The sequence below is a fragment of the Mycolicibacterium sphagni genome (assembly GCF_002250655.1).
In the GTDB taxonomy this organism is placed as follows: Bacteria; Actinomycetota; Actinomycetes; order Mycobacteriales; family Mycobacteriaceae; genus Mycobacterium; species Mycobacterium sphagni.
Genome location: NZ_NOZR01000003.1, coordinates 301,719 through 319,786, shown reverse-complemented (window position 1 = coordinate 319,786; position 18,068 = coordinate 301,719). Strand labels below are relative to the sequence as shown.

The 18,068-nt window shown below is 65.6% G+C and carries 14 protein-coding genes; 4 read left to right on the top strand and 10 right to left on the bottom strand.

The window, feature by feature from the left end; all coding sequences use genetic code 11:
• Positions 1-6 precede the first annotated feature (6 nt).
• Both CG716_RS05740 and CG716_RS05735 read right to left on the bottom strand, forming a co-directional pair.
• Positions 7-855, bottom strand: coding sequence for a mycofactocin-coupled SDR family oxidoreductase (locus tag CG716_RS05740; RefSeq protein ID WP_094477295.1), 849 nt, complete (start codon positions 853-855; stop codon positions 7-9).
• Between the two features lie 11 nt (positions 856-866).
• Positions 867-2,330, bottom strand: coding sequence for an aldehyde dehydrogenase family protein (locus CG716_RS05735; protein ID WP_420093175.1), 1,464 nt, complete (start codon positions 2,328-2,330; stop codon positions 867-869).
• Between the two features lie 220 nt (positions 2,331-2,550).
• Here CG716_RS05735 and CG716_RS05730 point away from each other — a divergent pair, with 220 nt between their 5' ends.
• Positions 2,551-3,762, top strand: a complete 1,212-nt coding sequence (locus CG716_RS05730) for a CaiB/BaiF CoA transferase family protein (RefSeq protein ID WP_094477391.1) — start codon at positions 2,551-2,553, stop codon at positions 3,760-3,762.
• 1 nt (position 3,763) lies between these two features.
• On the opposite strand, the gene CG716_RS05725 is transcribed toward CG716_RS05730, so the two are convergent.
• Positions 3,764-5,971, bottom strand: a complete 2,208-nt coding sequence (locus tag CG716_RS05725; RefSeq protein WP_094477291.1) for a molybdopterin-containing oxidoreductase family protein — start codon at positions 5,969-5,971, stop codon at positions 3,764-3,766.
• A gap of 69 nt (positions 5,972-6,040) precedes the next feature.
• On the opposite strand from CG716_RS05725, the gene CG716_RS05720 reads away from it, so the two are divergent.
• The 3 genes from CG716_RS05720 (at position 6,041) to CG716_RS05710 (ending at position 9,679) form a co-directional block, all read left to right on the top strand.
• Positions 6,041-7,186, top strand: coding sequence for a thiolase family protein (locus CG716_RS05720; RefSeq protein WP_094477289.1), 1,146 nt, complete (start codon positions 6,041-6,043; stop codon positions 7,184-7,186).
• A gap of 2 nt (positions 7,187-7,188) precedes the next feature.
• Positions 7,189-8,370, top strand: coding sequence for a CaiB/BaiF CoA transferase family protein (locus CG716_RS05715; protein WP_094477287.1), 1,182 nt, complete (start codon positions 7,189-7,191; stop codon positions 8,368-8,370).
• Positions 8,371-8,449: 79 nt separating this feature from the next.
• Positions 8,450-9,679 (top strand): HNH endonuclease, encoded by a 1,230-nt coding sequence (locus CG716_RS05710; protein WP_094477285.1) that lies wholly within the window; start codon positions 8,450-8,452, stop codon positions 9,677-9,679.
• Between the two features lie 64 nt (positions 9,680-9,743).
• Here CG716_RS05710 and CG716_RS05705 read toward each other — a convergent pair whose 3' ends face one another.
• The 7 genes from CG716_RS05705 to CG716_RS05675 are packed head-to-tail and all read right to left on the bottom strand — an operon-like array spanning position 9,744 to position 18,067.
• Entirely contained in the window at positions 9,744-10,949 is a 1,206-nt protein-coding gene (locus CG716_RS05705; protein WP_094477283.1) for a cytochrome P450, read from the bottom strand.
• Positions 10,946-12,127 carry an acyl-CoA dehydrogenase family protein gene (locus CG716_RS05700; RefSeq protein WP_094477281.1) on the bottom strand — a complete coding sequence of 394 codons (1,182 nt, stop codon included), beginning with the start codon at positions 12,125-12,127 and terminating at the stop codon, positions 10,946-10,948. The genes CG716_RS05705 and CG716_RS05700 overlap by 4 nt, the downstream gene beginning before the upstream one ends.
• Before the next feature lie 14 nt (positions 12,128-12,141).
• On the bottom strand, positions 12,142-13,380 hold the full coding sequence (locus CG716_RS05695; protein WP_094477280.1) for an amidohydrolase family protein: 1,239 nt from the start codon (positions 13,378-13,380) through the stop codon (positions 12,142-12,144).
• Positions 13,377-14,564 carry an acyl-CoA dehydrogenase family protein gene (locus tag CG716_RS05690; RefSeq protein ID WP_094477278.1) on the bottom strand — a complete coding sequence of 396 codons (1,188 nt, stop codon included), beginning with the start codon at positions 14,562-14,564 and terminating at the stop codon, positions 13,377-13,379. Before CG716_RS05690 ends, CG716_RS05695 begins: the two co-directional genes overlap by 4 nt.
• Positions 14,565-14,576: 12 nt before the next feature.
• Positions 14,577-15,623: an acyl-CoA dehydrogenase family protein gene (locus tag CG716_RS05685; RefSeq protein WP_094477276.1), complete on the bottom strand. Its 1,047-nt coding sequence runs from the start codon at positions 15,621-15,623 to the stop codon at positions 14,577-14,579.
• Complete coding sequence (locus CG716_RS05680) at positions 15,624-16,451, bottom strand: amidohydrolase family protein (RefSeq protein WP_094477274.1); 828 nt, start codon at positions 16,449-16,451, stop codon at positions 15,624-15,626.
• Complete coding sequence (locus CG716_RS05675; RefSeq protein ID WP_094477272.1) at positions 16,448-18,067, bottom strand: acyl-CoA synthetase; 1,620 nt, start codon at positions 18,065-18,067, stop codon at positions 16,448-16,450. Before CG716_RS05675 ends, CG716_RS05680 begins: the two co-directional genes overlap by 4 nt.
• Position 18,068 lies beyond the last annotated feature (1 nt).

The following is an 18,068-nucleotide window of genomic DNA, read 5'->3' as shown; positions in this document are numbered from 1 at the left end:
CCTTACTCATCCCCTCCAAGGCTTGGCTTTGACGAAACCGCCTGCGTCGATGCGTAGTTGCGTCCCGGTGATGTAGCGGGAGTCCTCGCTGGCCAGGAACACCACGGCCGCCGACACGTCATACGGTTCGATGTAGGGCACCGGCATCGCCTGCATCGCGGGGAAGGACAGCTCGGCGTCGTCCCGGGTCGGCGAGGCCAGGTCGGGCCGGAACACCCGATACATTCCCTCGTTGTGCAGCATGTCGGTGTTGACGTTGGTGGGGTGCAGCGCGTTGACCCGAATCATTCTCTTGGCCAACTGGATTGACAGGTCGTTGACGTAGTGGGCGACCATCTGCTTGGCCAGACTGTACGCCGATCCGCCCGGGCCCTGATTGCTGGCACTGCCGAGCTGAGCGGCCAGGGATCCGGTGGCGATCACCGATGCGCCGTCGTTCAGGTGCGGCATACAGGCCTGGATCACGTTGAACACCCCGACCAGGTCGGTGTCGATGGTGTCCGACCACGATTGCAGGGTTTGACCTCTGCCCATCGGGCAGATGCCCGCGTTGGCGACCACGACGTCGAGGTGGCCCATCTCCTCGACCGCCTCGGCGATCGTCTGCCATACCGCGCCGCGCTCACGGACGTCGCAGATCGCGCTGAAACACCGCGCGCCTTCCTTCTCCACCAGCAGCGCCGTCTCGTCGAGGTCTTCGGGCCGCGACAACGGATAGGTGTTGCCCTCGAGATCGGCGCAGATGTCCAGCACGATGATGTCCGCCCCTTCGGCGGCAAGCGCAATCGCATGCGAACGGCCCTGTCCCCGTGCGGCTCCCGACACAACGGCGACTTTGTTGTCCAACTTGCCCACTGAGCTTCCTTTCAGGACGTGCGTGGCGCGCGGAAGGCGACGGTCTTGGTCTCCAGGTACTGCTGGAATCCCTCGATTCCGCACTGGCGTCCGACGCCGCTGTTCTTGTAACCCCCGAACGGGGCGTCGGCGCCGTAGAACATTCCGCCGTTGACGCCGATCGAGCCGGTGCGGATCCGGCGCGCGACGCTCATCCCCCGGTCGAGTGAGCCCGATAGCACGGCACCAGCAAGGCCGTAAGCGCTGTCGTTGGCGATCCGGACGGCTTCGTCGTCGGTGCGGAACGGCAGCACCACCAGCACGGGTCCGAAGATCTCCTGCTGGGCGATCGCGGACGTGCTGTCGACACCGACAATGACGGTCGGCTGCACGAAATGTCCGGCGGCCAGGTGGTCCGGCAGGCCTTCGACACTTCTTCCCCCGGTGAGGATTTGGGCGCCGTCGCGGCGGGCCTGATCGCACGCGTCGAGCACCCGCTTTTTCTGCTTGGCACTGACGACGGGTCCGACGAATGTTCCCGGCTGCGCCGGATCACCGACCGGCACCGCCTGATACGCCGCGGTGATGGCGGCCAGAGCCTCCGGGTAGAGGGATTCGTGGATGACCAACCGGGTGGTCAGCGCACAGGCCTGCCCGGCGTGTACGCACACCCCGACCGCGCCGCCGATGACGTGCGCAGGGTTGGCGTCCTCGAGCACGATCAGGGCGGACTTGCCGCCCAGTTCCAGAAAGGTGCGCTTCATGCTGTCGGCGCCGTCGCGCAGCAGTTGCTTGCCGACCGCGGTAGAGCCGGTGAACGACACCATGTCCACCCGCGGGTCCGTGGCCAGGAGTCCGGCGACCTCGTTGGACGGGGTTGGGACGACGTTGAGAACGCCTGCTGGAATGTCGGTGTGCTCGGCGACGAGCCTGCCGATGCGGGTGGCGTTCCACGGCGTGTTGGGATCCGGCTTGAGGACGACGGTGTTGCCGGTGGCCAGCGCGGGACCGAGTTTGTTGAGGATGACCTCGACCGGGTAGTTCGACGGGGTGATGGCGGCGACGACACCGACCGGTTCTTTGACCACCGTGCGGACGTTGCGCTCACCGAACAGGCCGCCACCGTCGAGCCTTCGCTCCCAGTCGAATTCGTCGATCAGCCGGGACGGGTAGCGCAATGAGTCGGCCAGCGGCCACTCCAGCTGGGCATCGCCGGTCGACATCACCGGGCAGCCGACTTCGGCGACCAGTTCTTCGCGCAGGTCTTCCTTTTCGGTTTCCAGAGCGGACTGCAGCTGGGCCAGACAGCGCTTACGCAACTCGCGGTTGGTAGCCCAGTCGGTGTCGTCGAACGCCCTTCGGGCCGCGGCGATCGCACGGTCCATGTCGACGGGGCCGGCCGCGGCGGTGAAACCCAGCACCCGGCCGGTGGCGGGGCTCAGGTTATCGAACTCGGCGCCGTCGGCGGCCACGGTCAGCGTCCCGTCGATGAGCATCCGGGCCTCGGCTCGCTTCGCCGCGCGCTCCCCCAGCTCGACGCTCGTCGCACCCTGCTCGCCCACTAAAGGCACCACCTTCTTGTTCTGGGACGGTCAACTGTAAAGGTTACAGTAATATTCTGCAGCAGTGTTGGGCCGATTCCTCGGCCCGCGGCGGCCGGGACATGAGAATGTGGATACCACCCGCAGGGCGAAGGGAATGATCTTGATCAAGGTGATGGACGGCATCCGGGTCCTGGAGGTCGCGCAGTTCACGTTCGTACCGGCGGCCGGGGCGATCCTGGCTGACTGGGGCGCCGATGTCATCAAGGTCGAGCACCCGGTCCGGGGCGACACCCAGCGCGGATTCATCAACATGGGCGGCTTCCAGCTCGATCCCAACCGTCATCCGCTGATCGAGCATCCCAACCGCGGCAAGCGCAGCGTCGGCATCGATGTGTCCACCCCCGACGGCCAGGAGGTGCTCTACGAACTAGCGAAGACCTCCGACGTGTTTCTCACCAACTACATGCCGCAGGCCCGGCAGAAGAACAAGTTCGACGTCGAGCACATCCGCGCGGCGAACCCGAACATCATCTATGCGCGCGGAAGTGCCTACGGCGACAAGGGACCTGAACGCCTGGTCGGCGGATTCGACGGGACTGCGTTCTGGACTCGCAGCGGCATCGGCCACGCTTTGACTCCCGAAGAACTCGGAGGCGCTCTGCCGCAAGGTATCCCGGCATTCGGCGACTCGATCGGCGGGATGAACATCGCCGGCGGCATCTCCGCGGCGCTGTTCCATCGCGAGCGGACCGGAGAAGCGGTGGAGATCGACGTCTCCCTGCTGAGCACCGCGTGGTGGGCGGCGGGCGCCAGCGTCACGCAGGGCATGGAGACCGGGGAAACCATGCGGTCTCTGATGCCCGGCACCACAACGTCGGTCAACCCCTTCATGGCCAACTACCTGACCTCAGACGGCGGCACCATCAACCTGTGCATCGTCAGCCCTACCGGCTACATCCGGGACACGTGGGAGCACCTCGGATTGCCCGAGCTCGCCGACGACCCGCGGTTCTCCGATGTGATGCCGCTGATCCAGAATGCCGAAGCCGGTGTGCAACTCATCGCCGAGGCGATCGCCAGCAAGCCCTTCGAGTACTGGCGCCAGCACCTCAGGACGATGAAGGGCCAGTGGGCACCCTTCCAGAGCCTGGTCGATCTGGCCTCCGACGAACAGGCCATCGCCAACGACATGATCGTCGAGGTGGAGGCCGCCGACGGCGGGGCACCGTTCAAGGTGGTGCGCGGGCCGGTGCAGTTCAATCACGAGCCGCTGGAGACCACTCGCGCACCACAGGCCAGTGAGCACACCGAGATCGTGCTGATGGAGATCGGGATCGACTGGGACCGGATCGAGGCACTCAAGGAGTCGGGCGCGATCGCCTGACTCAGGCCAGGCTTGCCGCGACCCCTTCGGAAATTCGCTCGACGCGAACGGGAACACCGGTCAGCCATGCCATCCCCGACAACGACTCGACATCCTCGGGCGCGCTCGACGTCAGTCGGTTGACGTTCGACCCGCCCGCGCGGTTCGCCACCCGCCAGGTCCCGGTGCCCTTATGGCCCCACCCGTGCGGTACGGCGATCACCCCGGCCATCAGGTCCTTGGTGGTGTTCACCTCGACGGTGATCTGGCCGTACGGCGACGACACCCGCACCACATCACCATCGGCGATGCTCAACTCGGCTGCGTCATCGACGTGGATAAGCGCCCGGTGGCTGCGCTCGCCCCGCATCAGCAGCGGCGAATTGTGCATCCACGAGTTCTCCGAACGGGGCTCGCGCATGCCGATCATCAGCAACGGAAATCCATCGGGATGGCCACTGCCGATGAGCTTGTCGACCTCGGCGGCGATACCGGCATGAGTGAGCCGAACCCGGCGGGACAGGTAGGCCACCGCATTGCGCAGCACACCGGTGCGGATATGCGCCGCCACGACCACGCCGTGTGGATGGTCCTCGGTCAGCCGGCGATGTGTCAGCCCTCCGCGCCGCAGCCCGAACAGGTCACCACCCTGTGACATCCGGATCAAGGCATCGATCATCATCCGCGGCTTCAGGGCTACCCCGAAGAGGCCCAGCACTTTTCGAATGGCACCCAGTGCCGCGAACGCGGGCACAGTGCGTGCCAGCCGGACCGTGAGATCTTCGACGATATCCCATTCCGAACGGGCCTCACCCGCCGGCGCGACCACCGCCTCGGTGGCCTGCCGGAACGGCGTGGCCTGGAAAGCCTGGAACGTGTACGGGAAGTCGTCGCGTTCGTACATCGTGGTCACCGGCAGGATGTAGTCGCACCGGCCGGTCGTCTCGGTGACGTAGAAGTCAAGTCCCACAGACAGTTCCAGAGACTCGAAGGCCGCTTCGAGTTCGTCGCCGTTGGGCACCGACAACATCGGGTTGCCCGCGGAGACGAACATCGCCCTGATCTGCCTATCGCCTCCAGTGGTGATCTCCTTGGCCATCAGCGCGGCCGGTTCCATCGCGACGGCGATGGGGATGCCGCCGATGCGGGACCGGTTGCGATAAGAGCGGCGCATCGCCAGACCCATCATCGTGGCCTGCCAGCGCCCTCCCACGGTCTCCATCGAACTGAACACCGACCCGCCGGGGGCATCGAGATTGCCCGCGACGAGATTCACCGCGTCGATCAAATAGGTGGTGAGTGTGCCGTAGCGGCCGACGCAGGTTCCGAGCCTGCCGTAGACGGCGGCCCGAGGTTCGCGCACCAGATCCCGCGCCAGCGACCGGACACTGTCGGCCGCGATACCGGTATGGGCCGCGGTGAACTCCGGGGTGAACCGCGCGCACAGCGACTGCAGCCATTCGACGCCGTCGGCCTGCGCTTTCACCTTCGCCACGTCGACGAGGCCCTCGGCGAACATCACCTGCAGGAGCGACAGCAGCAGGAAGGAGTCGGCGTCTGGAACGATGCCCAGCCATTCGAAGGCCGCCGCCGTCTCGCTACGGCGCGGATCGACGACGACGACTCGCCCGCCCCGCTTGACGATATCGTGCATACGGTCTTTGATCCGCGGCGCGGTCAGAAAACTGCCATGGGAGACAACGGGATTGGCTCCCATCATGACCAGCAGATCGGTGCGCGTCAGGTCGGGGATCGGCACCGAGGTCGGCGCCCCGTACAGCAACTGGCTGGCGATCAGCCTGCTGTTGGTGTCCTGCGACGACGCCGTGAAGTAGTGGCCGTCGCGGCCGAGGCCTTTGATGAACATCAACGCCGCGAAGGTGTGCGCATAGCTGAAGGCCCCTGGATTGCCCATGTACCAGCCGACGGCACCCGACCCGCGAGCCTTCAGGATCGCAGCCAACCGGTCGGCGATATCCGACAGCGCCTCGTCCCAGCTCACGGGCTCGTAGCCCGACGGCGTCTTACGGACGGGCGTGGTGAGCCGGTCGGGATCGTTCTGGACCTCGGTGAACGCGATGCCCTTCTGGCAGGCGAAACCGGCCGAGAGCGGGTGGTCCTTGTCCGGGCGCAGCGCCGTCAGCCGGCCGTCCTCGACCGTGGCCACCATGCCGCACAGCGGTTCGCAGATCCGGCAGAACGTGGTCTTGTGCTCGATGTTCGGCGCCACATGGCCCAAGATACTGTAAGTGTTACAGTTCGTTTGCCTATATGGCGGATCCCGAGAGGAAGACCATCGATGAACGATGTCGCCATCATCGGCGTCGGCCTGCACCCGTTCGGCCGGTTCGAAGGCAAGTCCGCGATGGCGATGGGCGTCGACGCGATCTTCGCCGCTGTCGCCGATGCCGGCATCGAATGGCGCGACGTCCAGTTCGCGACCGGCGGCAGCTGGACCATCGCCAACCCGGACGCGATCGTCGCCATGGTGGGGCTGACCGGGATCCCGTTCACCAACGTGTTCAACGCGTGCGCGACGGCCGCCAGCGCGGCCAAGGCGTGCGCCGACGGTATCCGGCTCGGTGACTACGACATCGGCATCGCGATCGGCCTCGACAAGCACCCTCGCGGCGCCTTCACCGAGGACCCCGCCCTGGTGGGCATGCCGCGCTGGTACGCCGAGAACGGCCAGTACCTCACCACCCAGTTCTTCGGCATGAAGGCCAACCGCTACCTGCACGACCACGCCATCTCCGAGGAGACGCTGGCGCGGGTGGCCAACAAGAACTTCCGCAACGGTGTGCTCAACCCGAATGCGTTCCGCCGCAAGGAGATTTCCGTCGAGGAGATCATGGCCTCGCCGGTGCTGAACTATCCGCTGCGGCAGTACATGTTCTGTGCGCCCGACGAAGGCGCCGCCGCGGTGGTGATGTGCCGTGCCGACATCGCGCACCGCTACACGTCCAAGCCGGTCTATCTGAAGGCCGTCGAGGTGCGCACCCGCAGATATGGCGCCTACGAGGTCAACACCACGTTCGGCCCGGTCGCCGAAGATGTCGCACCCACCGTCTACGCGGCGCGGGCCGCGTTCGAAAAGGCCGGTGTCTCACCGCAGGACGTCGACGTCATCCAACTCCAGGACACCGATGCCGGCGCCGAGATCATCCACATGGCCGAATGCGGGTTCTGCGCCGACGGCGACCAGGAACGCCTGCTGGCCGACGGCGAAACCGAGATCAACGGATCCATGCCGATCAACACCGACGGCGGCCTGATCGCCAACGGTGAGCCGATCGGCGCGTCCGGGCTGCGGCAGATCCACGAAATCGTCCGGCAACTGCGTGGCCAAGCCGGTGACCGCCAAGTTCCCGGTGAGCCGAAGGTCGGCTTCACTCAGCTCTACGGCGCCCCGGGGACCGCCGCCGCGACCGTCCTCACGCTCTGAGCATGGGCGTTCTCGATGGTGTGCGGGTACTCGACTACGGCCGGTTCATCGCGGCGCCCTGGTGCAGCGCGCTGCTGGCCGATATGGGTGCCGACGTGCTCCGCGTCGAGAAACGCCAAGGCGGCGAGGACCGCTGGGTGCAATCGGTCACCAGCGGCGGCGAAGGCGGCACCTTCCTGCAGTGCAACCGCAACAAGCGCTCACTGACCCTCGACTCGACGACGGCCGAGGGTGCCGACATCACCCGGCGGCTGGTGGCCCGGTCGGACATCGTCGTCGCCAACATGCCCGCGGCTGGCATGCGGGCCAGCGGCCTGGACTACGACTCGCTGCGCGCCGTCAAACCGGACATCATTCTGGCCAGCGCCACCGCGTATGGCGAGGGTGGTCCCTACAGCGACCGCATCGGATTCGACGGGGCCGGTCAGGTGATGTCCGGCGCCGTCTACCGGCAGGGACTGCCCGACCTGCCGATCCGCACCGTCGTCCCTCAGGCGGACTTCGGTACCGCGCTGACACTGACCATCGGGGTCATGATGGCCCTGTACCACCGCAGCCAGACCGGGCAGGGCCAGCATGTCGAAGGCGCCCTGCTGCCAACGGCATTGATGCTGTCCAACGCGTTCCTCATCGAGCGCGAGCTGCTCGGAGTCGACAAGCCGAGGGCAGCCAACCGTGGGACATCGGTGGCCCCGTGCGACCTGTACGAGGTCACCGACGGCTGGGTCCTGCTTCAGATCGCCGGTCAGCCGATGTTCAAGCGGTGGTGCCGGCTGATCGGCCGAGAGGACTTGTTCGATGATCCGCGCTTCGCCGACGACGACTCCCGCTGGGCGCACGGCGACATCCTCAACGATCTGATGCAGCAGTGGTGCACAGGCAAGACCAAGAGCGAAGCGCTCCAGCAGCTCGAGGCAGCGAAACTACCTGCCGCCCCGCTGAATTCCCCGCAAGAGGTGCTCGACGACCCGCACGTGCGGGCGATGGGCTACCTCAAACGGGTGCCCTTTCCGGGTGCGTCCAAGCCGGTTCCCCTCATCGAGACACCGTTCCGGTTGTCGGCCACACCCGGCTCGATCCGGCGACGGGCCCCGCTGCTCGGCGAGCACACTGACGAGGTGTTGGGCGAAATCGGTTACGACGCTGACGAAATCGTCGATCTGCGAGCCAACAAGATCGTGTAGCCAACAGCCTGGCAGATAACAGGAACTGTCGCTGGACGTCTCGATTGATATCGAACATACGTTCGATTAAAGTTGTGGCATGAACGCCGCAACCGCGGAACTCATCCGGATCGCCGAGGAACTGCGCGATCTGGAGCTCGATGATGCTGACGTGATCGGTGAACTACGGGCAGTGCTGGCGGTGCGCCATCTCGCCGATCACCGAGCTGCAATGCTGGCCGGCGCTCTGACGCGTCTGGATGTCGCAGCCCGGGGCGGGAGACGACCGCGAGAAGTGCTGATGACGTTGGGGTGTGCACCATCGGTGGCCGCGCGAATGCTCCGTGTCGGCGCTGCTGCCGAAGCGTTGCCGGTGGTAATGGCCCACGCCGCCGACGGGGCGTCGTCCGGTGAACATGTGGATGCAGTGGTGAAAGGCGTCCGGCATATCCAGATGCGGGCGGCGGAGCCGGTTGATGAGGACGCCCGGTACCAGCATCAGGTCGACCTGTGGAGTCAAGTCCTGTCCGGGGCCACTCCGGCCGAGATCGCTGACCGGGCACAGAAGCTGGGCAACCAGCTCGCCGAGGAGCAGGATGGGTTACCGGCCGCCGAGGACCGCTCGATCAACGAAATCCACTGCGTCAAAACGAGCGAAGGGCGCTGGCGGGTGAAGGGGAATTTAGATGCCGAAGTGGGCGTCAAACTCGCCGCCGCCTTGGAGGAAGGGTCAGCACCACGCCCCGAGCCCGACGGCACACCCGATCCTCGGCCTGCCGAGCGACGCCGCGCCGACGCCCTGGAAGGGGTACTCGACACCGCCTCACGCGCCGGTGACAGATCCTCACCGCCGCGCACGCAGTTGTTGTTGACCGTGCCTGCCGACGCCCCCGATGCGGCGGAGCTGGAATTCATGGGACCGATCAGCCTCGCCAGCCTGCGCCGGTTGTCCTGCGATACGAGCGTCACCACGATCATCATGGACGGACACCAGGTCCCCCTCGACATGGGGCATGACAAACGCCTGTTCCCAGCACATCTGCGCAAAGCGCTGTACCTGCGGGATCGGTGTTGTATCAAGTGCGGTGCCCCCGCCAGCAGGACCCATTGCCACCACATTCAGCACTGGAGCCACCGGGGCGAAACGAGCCTGAACAACGGTTGCCTACTCTGCCCAGGCTGTCACGCCGATGTCCACCACAACGGCTGGAACGTCATCCTCGGCTACGACAAACACCCGTGGCTCATTCCGCCCGCAGTGGTCGACCCAGATCGAACACCACTCCCCGCATACAACCGGCGTACCATGCACCTCGACGACGCCGCCTAGCGATCAACACTGAAAAATATTGTGTACCTTGATAATTCCACAGTGACACCACCCGACTGGCGCGTCAGCCGAGCACCTTCACCGGCACGTTGCTCCAGCCCGCGACGTTCTGCATGTTGACCCTCTTGCAGCCGCTGAAGTCCACCTCGTAGCGGGGCATGAAATCCAGCATCTTGTCCAGCGCGATAGCACTTTCCAGCCGAGCCAGGGCGGCACCGAGGCAACTGTGAATCCCATAGCCCAGCCCCAGATTCTGGGCCTGGGTGCGGTCCCGGTCGATGTCGAACCGATCCGGCTCCGTCCACGCCTGGGGGTCGCGGTTGGCTGATCCGCCGACCAGGAAGACCGGCTTGCCGGCTGGAATCGTGACCCCGTGCAGGGTGATCTCACGCAGGGAGCAGCGCACGTTGTATTGCGCGGGCGCTTCATAGCGCAGTAGTTCTTCGACGGCCAGCGGTATCTTGCTTCTGTCGTTCTGCAGCAACTCCCACTGGTCGGGGTTCTGCGCGAAGACCACCGCAGCATTGCCGATCAGCTTGGTGACCGTCTCCGCGCCGGCCCCACCCAACAGCGTTGCGAATTCGGTGATCTCGATATTGTCCAACGGCTCCATCCGGCCGTCGTCACGTTCGATCTCGGCTCCGATGAGCTTGCTCAACAGGTCCTCGCCGAGGTCCTCGCGCCGCTTTTTGATCAGCCGGAAGTAGTAGATCGCCATGTCCACGGCGGCCTTCTGGCCCGACTCGGTCATCTCGACGTCGCCGCTTTCGCGGTGCAGCAGCTCGTCGATCCACAGCCGGATCTGCTGGCGGTCGTCCTGGGGCACACCCTGCAAGGCGGTCATGATGTCGACCGGGAAGAGTGCCGAGAAGTCCTGCACGAAATCGAATCCCGACGGATCGACCGCCGCGAGGTGCTTGTCGACCAGCTCGATAACCAGCGCCCGCTGCGCTTCGATGGCCCGGGGTGTGAATACCTTGTTGAGCAGGCTGCGCATGCGCCGGTGCGCGGGCGGGTCCATCGCGATGATCGATCCGTGTTTGGTGACCTCGCCCTTGCGTACCTGCCCGAGGTCAACGCCGTACGCCGAGGAGTACGTCTCGAAATCCTTGAACGCCGCGGCGACGTCGTCGTGCCGGGTCAGCGCGTAGAAGTCGTACTCCTGGCTGTAATAGACCGGCGCCTCGTCGCGCATCCGCCGGTAGGTGTCGTAGGGGCTGACGAAGAAGTCTTCCGAGAACGGATCGAAGACAACCGATGTCGTCGTCATCGTGGCGGCGAGTAGTTCGGCTTGCCCAGCCCGAGCACGTGTTGGGCGATCATGTTGCGGAACACCTCCAGTGTGCCGCCATAGATACCGAACAGCGGGGCGAACCGGAAGGCGTACTCCGAGGCGCCGTTGTCCGCGGCGCCATCGGAGTCGACGGACAGCACCGAGGCGGCACCGGCGAGGTCCATCAGGTCGGGCGCGATGTCCCGCATCGTCTGGGCCTGGGCCACCCGGCCGAAAATGCTTGGCGTGGAAAGCGATGCCTCCAGCCGCGCCGCACTGCGGCCGAGGCGGTAGGCAACCGCGCCGTCGTCCACCATGCGCTTACCGGCCGCGTCAACCTGCCCGACCCTGGCCGCGACGGCATCGACCGCGGCGGCCATGACGCCGGCCTGATGGGCCATGATCGACACATCGGAGAGCCCGTCGGCCACCGTCGGCGCCGCTCCGTGTTCGGCGTCCAGCGGTCCGCGCAGCACCGTCCAGCCCCCGTTGGCCTCGCCGAGCAGATACTTCTCGGGCACCCGGACATCGGTGTAGTAGACGATGTTCGTGCGGTCGCCGTCGACGGTGCGGATACCCTGGATCTCGATGCCCGGCAGGTCCAGTGGCACCAGAAACATGCTCAGGGCCTTGTGCTTTGGCGCATCTGGGTCGGAGTTGGTCAGCAGGAACACGTATTGGCAGTTGTGCGCGCCGGTGGTGAACATCTTCGAGCCGTTGATCACCCAGTGATCGCCGTCCTGGACCGCGCGCGTCTTGCAGGTCGCGACGTCCGAGCCGCCCTCGGGTTCGGTGTAGCCCAGGCACATGCGCGCTGTCCCGTCGAAGACTCGCGGCATCACCTCATCGACCAGTTCCGGTTTGCCGAACGCTGCGACGGCCTTGGCAACCATCGTCGTGGTGCCCCACGTCACCCACGGCACATGGGCCCGACGACGCTCGAGGTCCCAGATCCGGCGACGGACCCGGCTGAATCCGGCGAGGGTGCCGGTGTTGAACTCCTGCTCCAGGTAGCCGCGGGCACCGAGGGCCAGGTGCACACCCTCGTGGAAGTTGTCGCCCGTTTGGCGGTCGTGCTGGATCACCTCGTCGGTCACCAACTCCGACAGAAAGCTCCGCAGCTCGCGTTGGAACGCGGCATCGTCAGCGTTCAGCTCGACTTCGGTGAAATCCATGGCAGCTCCTCGGTTTAGGAAGGGACCGCAAGCGCCGGCGGGTTGACCGCGGCGGGGTCCGGGTTGGCCAGCGGCAGACCCATGAACCGCCGCGCGTTGTCGCCCATGAAGTCGTAGGTTCTGCGTTCGTCCATTCCTTCGGCGTATTTCCAGAAGCCGCGTGGTTCGGCGAGCCCCTCGGGATGGGGATAGTCCGACCCGAACATCACCTTGTCCCAGCCGACGGTGTTGACCACATCGGACACGCTGCCCTCCCAGAACGGGCTGACCCAGATGTTGCGCCGGAACACGTCGTGGGGATGCTCGGGAAAGTTCTGCGGCATCTTCTTGTAGAGATCCTCGAAGTCGTTGAACAACGGGAAGATCCACGAGCTGCCGTTCTCGACGCTGGCGATGCGCAGCCGCGGGAATCTGGTCAGCGTGCCGTGACAGATCAGGCTGGTGATCATATCGGCGATCTCGCGGTGACCCAGCACCATCCACCGGAACGCGCTCATCGCCATGAAGTTCTGCGTGTGCGGCGGCTCCCACCTGCCGACGTAATCGTCGAGCGGCGGGTAGCTGGCGTGCAGCACGATCGGCAGGCCGGCGGCCTCGACATCACGCCAGAACGGATCGAACTCCGGCAGTGCGGGCGACCGCCACCCGTGCACACCGCGAACCGGGCCGGGTTTGATCAGCGCCACCTTGGCGCCGGCGGACAGCAGGTACTCGAGTTCGGCTTGCGCACCGCCGACTTCGGAGAGGTTGATGATCGGCGTGGAGAACAGCCGATCCTCGTACGCGAACGTCCAGTGCTCGGCCATCCACTGGTTGAGCGCGTGGATGATGGCCAGTGTCAGCTCGGGATCGTCGGCCGAGAAGTGCTCGACGAGGCTGGCCAGCGTCGGATAGTTCAGCGCCTCGACCACGCCTTGACGGTCGAGTTCGGCGATCCGGTCAGCCGGATTCTTGGTCGCCGCCGGCGCTTCGATTGCGGGGCCTTGCATTTCGCGAAGTGTCAGACCTTCGGTGTTCTCCCCGGCAAAGAACTTCTCGTGCGCACCAGGAGCGGCGACGCGTTCGAAGGTCGGGTTGGGGATGAAATCGCTCACCCGGCTGTTGATCACGAGCCGGGTCTGCCGGCCCATCTGCGCGTACTGCACCGCGTATCGGTAGCGCTCGGGCAGATAGCGGGTCAGTGCCTCGGGTGTCTCGTACATGTGCTGATCGGCATCGAAGATCGGCACCTCGGTGAGCTGCGTGTCAGTCATGACGCCCTCTTCGCCGCGTAGGCCGGTTTGCCCAGCCCCAGAACGTGTTGGGAGATCATGTTGCGGAAGACCTCGAGGGTTCCGCCGTAAATCCCGGACAGCGGGGCGAACCGGTAGACATACTCCGAGGCTCCGTCGTCGGCCGCGCCGTCGGTCTCCACCGGAAGCGCTGCCGCGGCACCCAGAACGTCCATCAGATCGGGGGCGATATCGCGCATCGTCTGCGCGATGGCCACCCGGCCGTAGAGGGTCGGCGAACTGAGCGCGGCCTCCAACCGGGCGGCGCTGCGGCCCAGGCGGTAGGCCACTGCACCGTCGTCGACAGCGCGGCGGCCATTCGGGTCCGGCCGGCCGACATTGGCAGCCACCTTGTCGACCGCGGTGGCCATGAAATTGGCCTGATGCATCATGATCGACACGTCGGCCAGCCCGTCGGGGGCGGCGGCCACCGCGCCGTGCTCGACGCTGAGAGGTTCCCGTAGCACCGTCCAACCATCGTTGACCTCGCCGAGCCGATACTTGTCCTCTACCCGAACGTCGCTGTAGTAGACGATGTTCGTGCGGTCGCCGTCGACGGTGCGGATGCCCTGGATCTCGATGCCCGGGGAGTCCAGCGGGACGAGGAACATGGTCAGGCTCTTGTGTTTCGGCGCATCGGGGTCAGTATTGGTGAGCAGGAAGACGTACTGGCAGTTGTGCGCGCCGGTGGTGAACATCTTCGACCCATTGATTATCCAGTGATCGCCGTCCCGGACCGCGCGGGTTTTGCAGGTGGCTACGTCCGAGCCACCCTCGGGTTCGGTGTAGCCCAGACACAGCCGCACATGACCGCTGAAAACCTTGGGCAGCACTTCGTCTTTCAGCTCGTCCTTGCCGAAGCTGTTGACCGAGCGCGCGACCATCGCGGTGGTGCCCCAGGTGACCCACGGGACATGAAAGCGGCGCTTCTCCAGCTCAAAGATGCGCCGCCGCACCCGGGTGAAGCCGCCCTCGGCCTGCGTCTTCCACTCCAACTCGAGGTATCCGGCGGCACCGAGCGCCAAGTGCACCGCCTCGTGGAAGTTGTCACCGGTTTCCCGGTCATGCCGGATCACCTCGTCGGTGATATGCGTCTCGAGGAAGGTGCGGACCTCCTCGAGGAAATCCTGATCCTCGGCGTCGAGATGGACGCGTGAGAAATCCATTACGGTTGTCTCCTAGGCAGTTTCGCGGTCTGCGAGAATGTGTGCGATCTGCTTGGCACTGGCTCCCGGGTCGCCGCCGGCCAATGCCCAGCCCCTGGCCCGCACCAGGTAGGCGGTCGCGGCGGCCTCCGACGACACCCCGAGACCACCTTGGATGTGCACGGCCATCGTCGCCGCCTTGGACGCTTCCTCAGCCATGAACACGAACGCCGACGGGGCCAGCTCGGGCCGCGCATCGGGCTCGTTGTCCAGGAACCAGGCGGCGCGCCGCGACAGGTTGCGGCCCCCTTCGACGGTGATCACCATGTTGGCCAGCGGGTGCGAGATCGCCTGCAGGGTGGAGATGGGGACACCGAGGGTGTAGCGCGACTTGGCGAACTCGGCGGCAATGGTCATGGTCTCCTCGACCAGGCCGACCAACGCGGAGGCCGTCAGTAGCCGCCACTCATCCAGCGCCCGGCCGTATTTCGCCAGGGCGTCGGGCCCGCTGCCCAGCACCGTCCGGCTGTCGGCGGCCGAAGGGTCCACCCAGGCCATCGGCAGCCGGCCGATGTTGTCGACCTTGGCCGGCCGGGTCCCGAAGGTGAGAAGGACGATGTCTTCACCTTTTGGGCCGTCTCGGACGATGATCTGGTCGGCGATGGAGCCGGCCGGGATCAGCCGAACACCGCTGGCGGCGTCCACCGTAGCGTCCAGTGCGGCGATCTGATTGCCGCTCATCACCTCGTCGCTCAGCGCGCCGAGCTCGGCCAGCAGGCGGGCGGCGCAGACGTGGTCGATCCACGGCACCGGCGCGATAGAACGCCCGATCTCCTCGGCCACCAATGTGAGGTCCACCAAGGTGGCGCCGTCGCCGCCGGCGGACTCGGGAACCGCCATCGTGGTGGCGCCCATGGCGCACAGTCGTTCCCACAGGCTCTTGTCGAACCCGGTGGCCTCGGCGGCACGCACGGTATCGATCGGGCTGTGGGTCTTGAAGAACTGGCGGTACGCGTTCTGCAGATCCTTGTGGTCCTCGGTGAGGCTGTAGTCGAGCCTGCGCAGTTCGTAGCGGTCCATTCAGCGCTCCCTGAAGAAGAATTCGTTGGCGTTGTTGTAGAGGTAGTTGTCGAGGACACCGGCGGGCAGGTCCAGTGCTTCGGCTTCCGGCACGACGCGGTGCATCTTGAGCACCGGCCAGTCCGAGCCGAACATCACCTTGTCCGGCCCGCGGGTGCGCATGTAGTGAAGCAGACTGTCCGGCAGGCGTTTCGGTGACCATGCTGAGGTCATCAGCCGCAGGTTCTCGTATTTGATCATCAACCGGATAGCGACATCCCACCAGGGATCGGCGCCGTGAATCATGCACAATCGCAGCTCGGGGAAGCGCACGCACACCCGGTCGAGGTGGATCGGGTTCTGCGCCTCGCCGGGGATCGGCGGGCCGGGCAGTCCGGTGTTGAGGCACAGCGGCAGCTCGAGTTCGGCGCATTTGGTGTAGAGCGGGTAATACACGGCGTCGCTGGGCGGGTACATCCCGTCGCCCCAGAAGCTAGGCCCTACAGCGGCATACACGACGGGAAGGTCGGCGACGACCGCAGCCAGCTCACGCAGCGTGGGCATCGGCTTGAGCAGGTTGAAGCCGCCCATCGCCAGTGCGAACCGGTCTGGGCGGGCTTCCGCGAACTTACGCGCGGTGACGTGCGGCTTGACGATGTTGTCCATCAGGATGGCCTTCTGCACGCCCTGGGCGTCCATCTCCTCGAGCAGTTCGGCCATGTCTACCGGGGCGAACATCGACTTGGGGCCCTTGAAGTAGTCGTCGCGGACCTTGAGCATCCAGGTCGGCTGCTGTTCGGTCTCGCCGAAGTGGACGTTGACCAGACCATCTATCACGTTACGTGTCATGGCAGCGAAACCTGGCTCGTGGCAGTTGCTTTGGCCCAGCGGTAGTCGGCCTTGCCGTTCCCGAGGCGCTTGACCTGTTCGACGGCGATGAACTCCTTCGGTGCCTTGTAGCGGGCCAGTTGGGCCGTGCAGTGTTCGTGCAGGGCATCGTGGCTGACGTCGCCGTGGAGGGGATTGAGGGCGACTATCGCCACAATTTCTGATCCCCACCGCTCACTGGGTCTACCCACCACCAGCGCATCGACAACGCCGGGATGTGCCCGCAGCACTTCCTCGACCTCCTCGACGAAGACCTTCTCCCCACCGGTGTTGACCACCAGCGAGTCCCGGCCGAAGAGGCGCAGAGTCCCATCCGGAGCCAGCGAGCCCCGGTCACCGGAAATCACCACACGCGCGCCGTCGACCTCAGGGAACGTCTTCTGGGTGGCGTCCGCATCGTCGAAATACCCCAGCGGGATCCGCCCGGCGCGGGCCACCCAGCCGACCTGGTCCTCGCCGGCGTCCAGGAAGTGGCTGTAGTCCTCCGCGAGAACCAGTGCCCCCTCGCGCAATTCGAAGGTGTCCTTGTGGTCCCCGCGCATGCTGCGACCGAACCCGACATTGCCGGTCTCCGACGACCCGTAGCCGTTGATCAGGATGATGTTGGGGAGCAGGTCCAGCAGCGCGTGCTGATGTTTGAGGTTGGTCGCAGCTCCCCCGGTGGCCAACGCGAACAACGAGGACAGGTCGTAATCGCCGCGCTGCAACTCCTCGACGAGCGGAGCCGCGTAAGCGTCACCGACCATCGTCATCATGCCGACCTTCTCCCGTTGCGCGGTGGACAGCACCCGCTGCGGGTCGAACTTCGGCGAGTCATAGAGCACGACGGTCTGCCCGTTGAGCACGGCGGCGAACGCAGTCCACATGCCGGCCGCGTGCATCAGCGGTGACACCGCGAACCACGGTGCCCCCGGCGCACCGAGCTTGTCATGGATCTCGGTGACCGACTCGTGGTCGGCGCCGTTCATCGAGACGGCGTAGGTGTCGGCTTGGCGCCACATCACCCCTTTGGGGCGTCCAGTCGTGCCGCCGGTACAGATCATCAGCACGTCATCCGGCGATGGAGTGATATCGGCGTCCTGATCACCCTGCGCCAGAGCATCTTCCAGAGAGATCGAACCGGGTAGATCAGCCACGTCGCTGCCGTCGTCGATCGCGATCAGCAACTCGGCACTGTCGGGCGGCAGCACGTCAGCGAACTTGGCACCTAGCGACCGGTGGTAGATCACTGCGCCCGGCTTGACGTAGTCGAGCAGCTCGGCGACTTCACGCGGCGTGTAGTGATGGTTGACGTTGACCGGCACGACGCGCGCCTTGAGGCAGCCGATGACCATATCGGGATACAGGTCGTTGTGCATGATGAGCGCGACCCGGTCCTGGCCGCACTCCCAGTTCCGCAGCTCGCTGCGCTCGCGGTGCGCGCCAAAACCGCGACCGGCCAGGAAGTTCGCCAGCCGGCGCGTGCGATCGGCCGACTCGGCGTACGTGGTCGTGCGATCACCGCAGATCGTCATCGGCCGATCGGGAACTACATCAGCAATGGCGTCCAGCACCGCGCCGATCGTCCATTCGGGCATA

Excerpts from the sequence above, each read along its gene's own strand:
- CG716_RS05735 (WP_420093175.1), bottom strand. The coding sequence starts at position 2,330 with ATGCTCATCGACGGGACGCTGACCGTGGCCGCCGACGGCGCCGAGTTC.
- CG716_RS05730 (WP_094477391.1), top strand. The coding sequence starts at position 2,551 with ATGGACGGCATCCGGGTCCTGGAGGTCGCGCAGTTCACGTTCGTACCG.
- CG716_RS05720 (WP_094477289.1), top strand. The coding sequence starts at position 6,041 with ATGAACGATGTCGCCATCATCGGCGTCGGCCTGCACCCGTTCGGCCGG.
- CG716_RS05715 (WP_094477287.1), top strand. The coding sequence starts at position 7,189 with ATGGGCGTTCTCGATGGTGTGCGGGTACTCGACTACGGCCGGTTCATC.
- CG716_RS05710 (WP_094477285.1), top strand. The coding sequence starts at position 8,450 with ATGAACGCCGCAACCGCGGAACTCATCCGGATCGCCGAGGAACTGCGC.
- CG716_RS05705 (WP_094477283.1), bottom strand. The coding sequence starts at position 10,949 with ATGACGACGACATCGGTTGTCTTCGATCCGTTCTCGGAAGACTTCTTC.
- CG716_RS05700 (WP_094477281.1), bottom strand. The coding sequence starts at position 12,127 with ATGGATTTCACCGAAGTCGAGCTGAACGCTGACGATGCCGCGTTCCAA.
- CG716_RS05695 (WP_094477280.1), bottom strand. The coding sequence starts at position 13,380 with ATGACTGACACGCAGCTCACCGAGGTGCCGATCTTCGATGCCGATCAG.
- CG716_RS05690 (WP_094477278.1), bottom strand. The coding sequence starts at position 14,564 with ATGGATTTCTCACGCGTCCATCTCGACGCCGAGGATCAGGATTTCCTC.
- CG716_RS05685 (WP_094477276.1), bottom strand. The coding sequence starts at position 15,623 with ATGGACCGCTACGAACTGCGCAGGCTCGACTACAGCCTCACCGAGGAC.
- CG716_RS05680 (WP_094477274.1), bottom strand. The coding sequence starts at position 16,451 with ATGACACGTAACGTGATAGATGGTCTGGTCAACGTCCACTTCGGCGAG.
- CG716_RS05675 (WP_094477272.1), bottom strand. The coding sequence starts at position 18,067 with ATGCCCGAATGGACGATCGGCGCGGTGCTGGACGCCATTGCTGATGTA.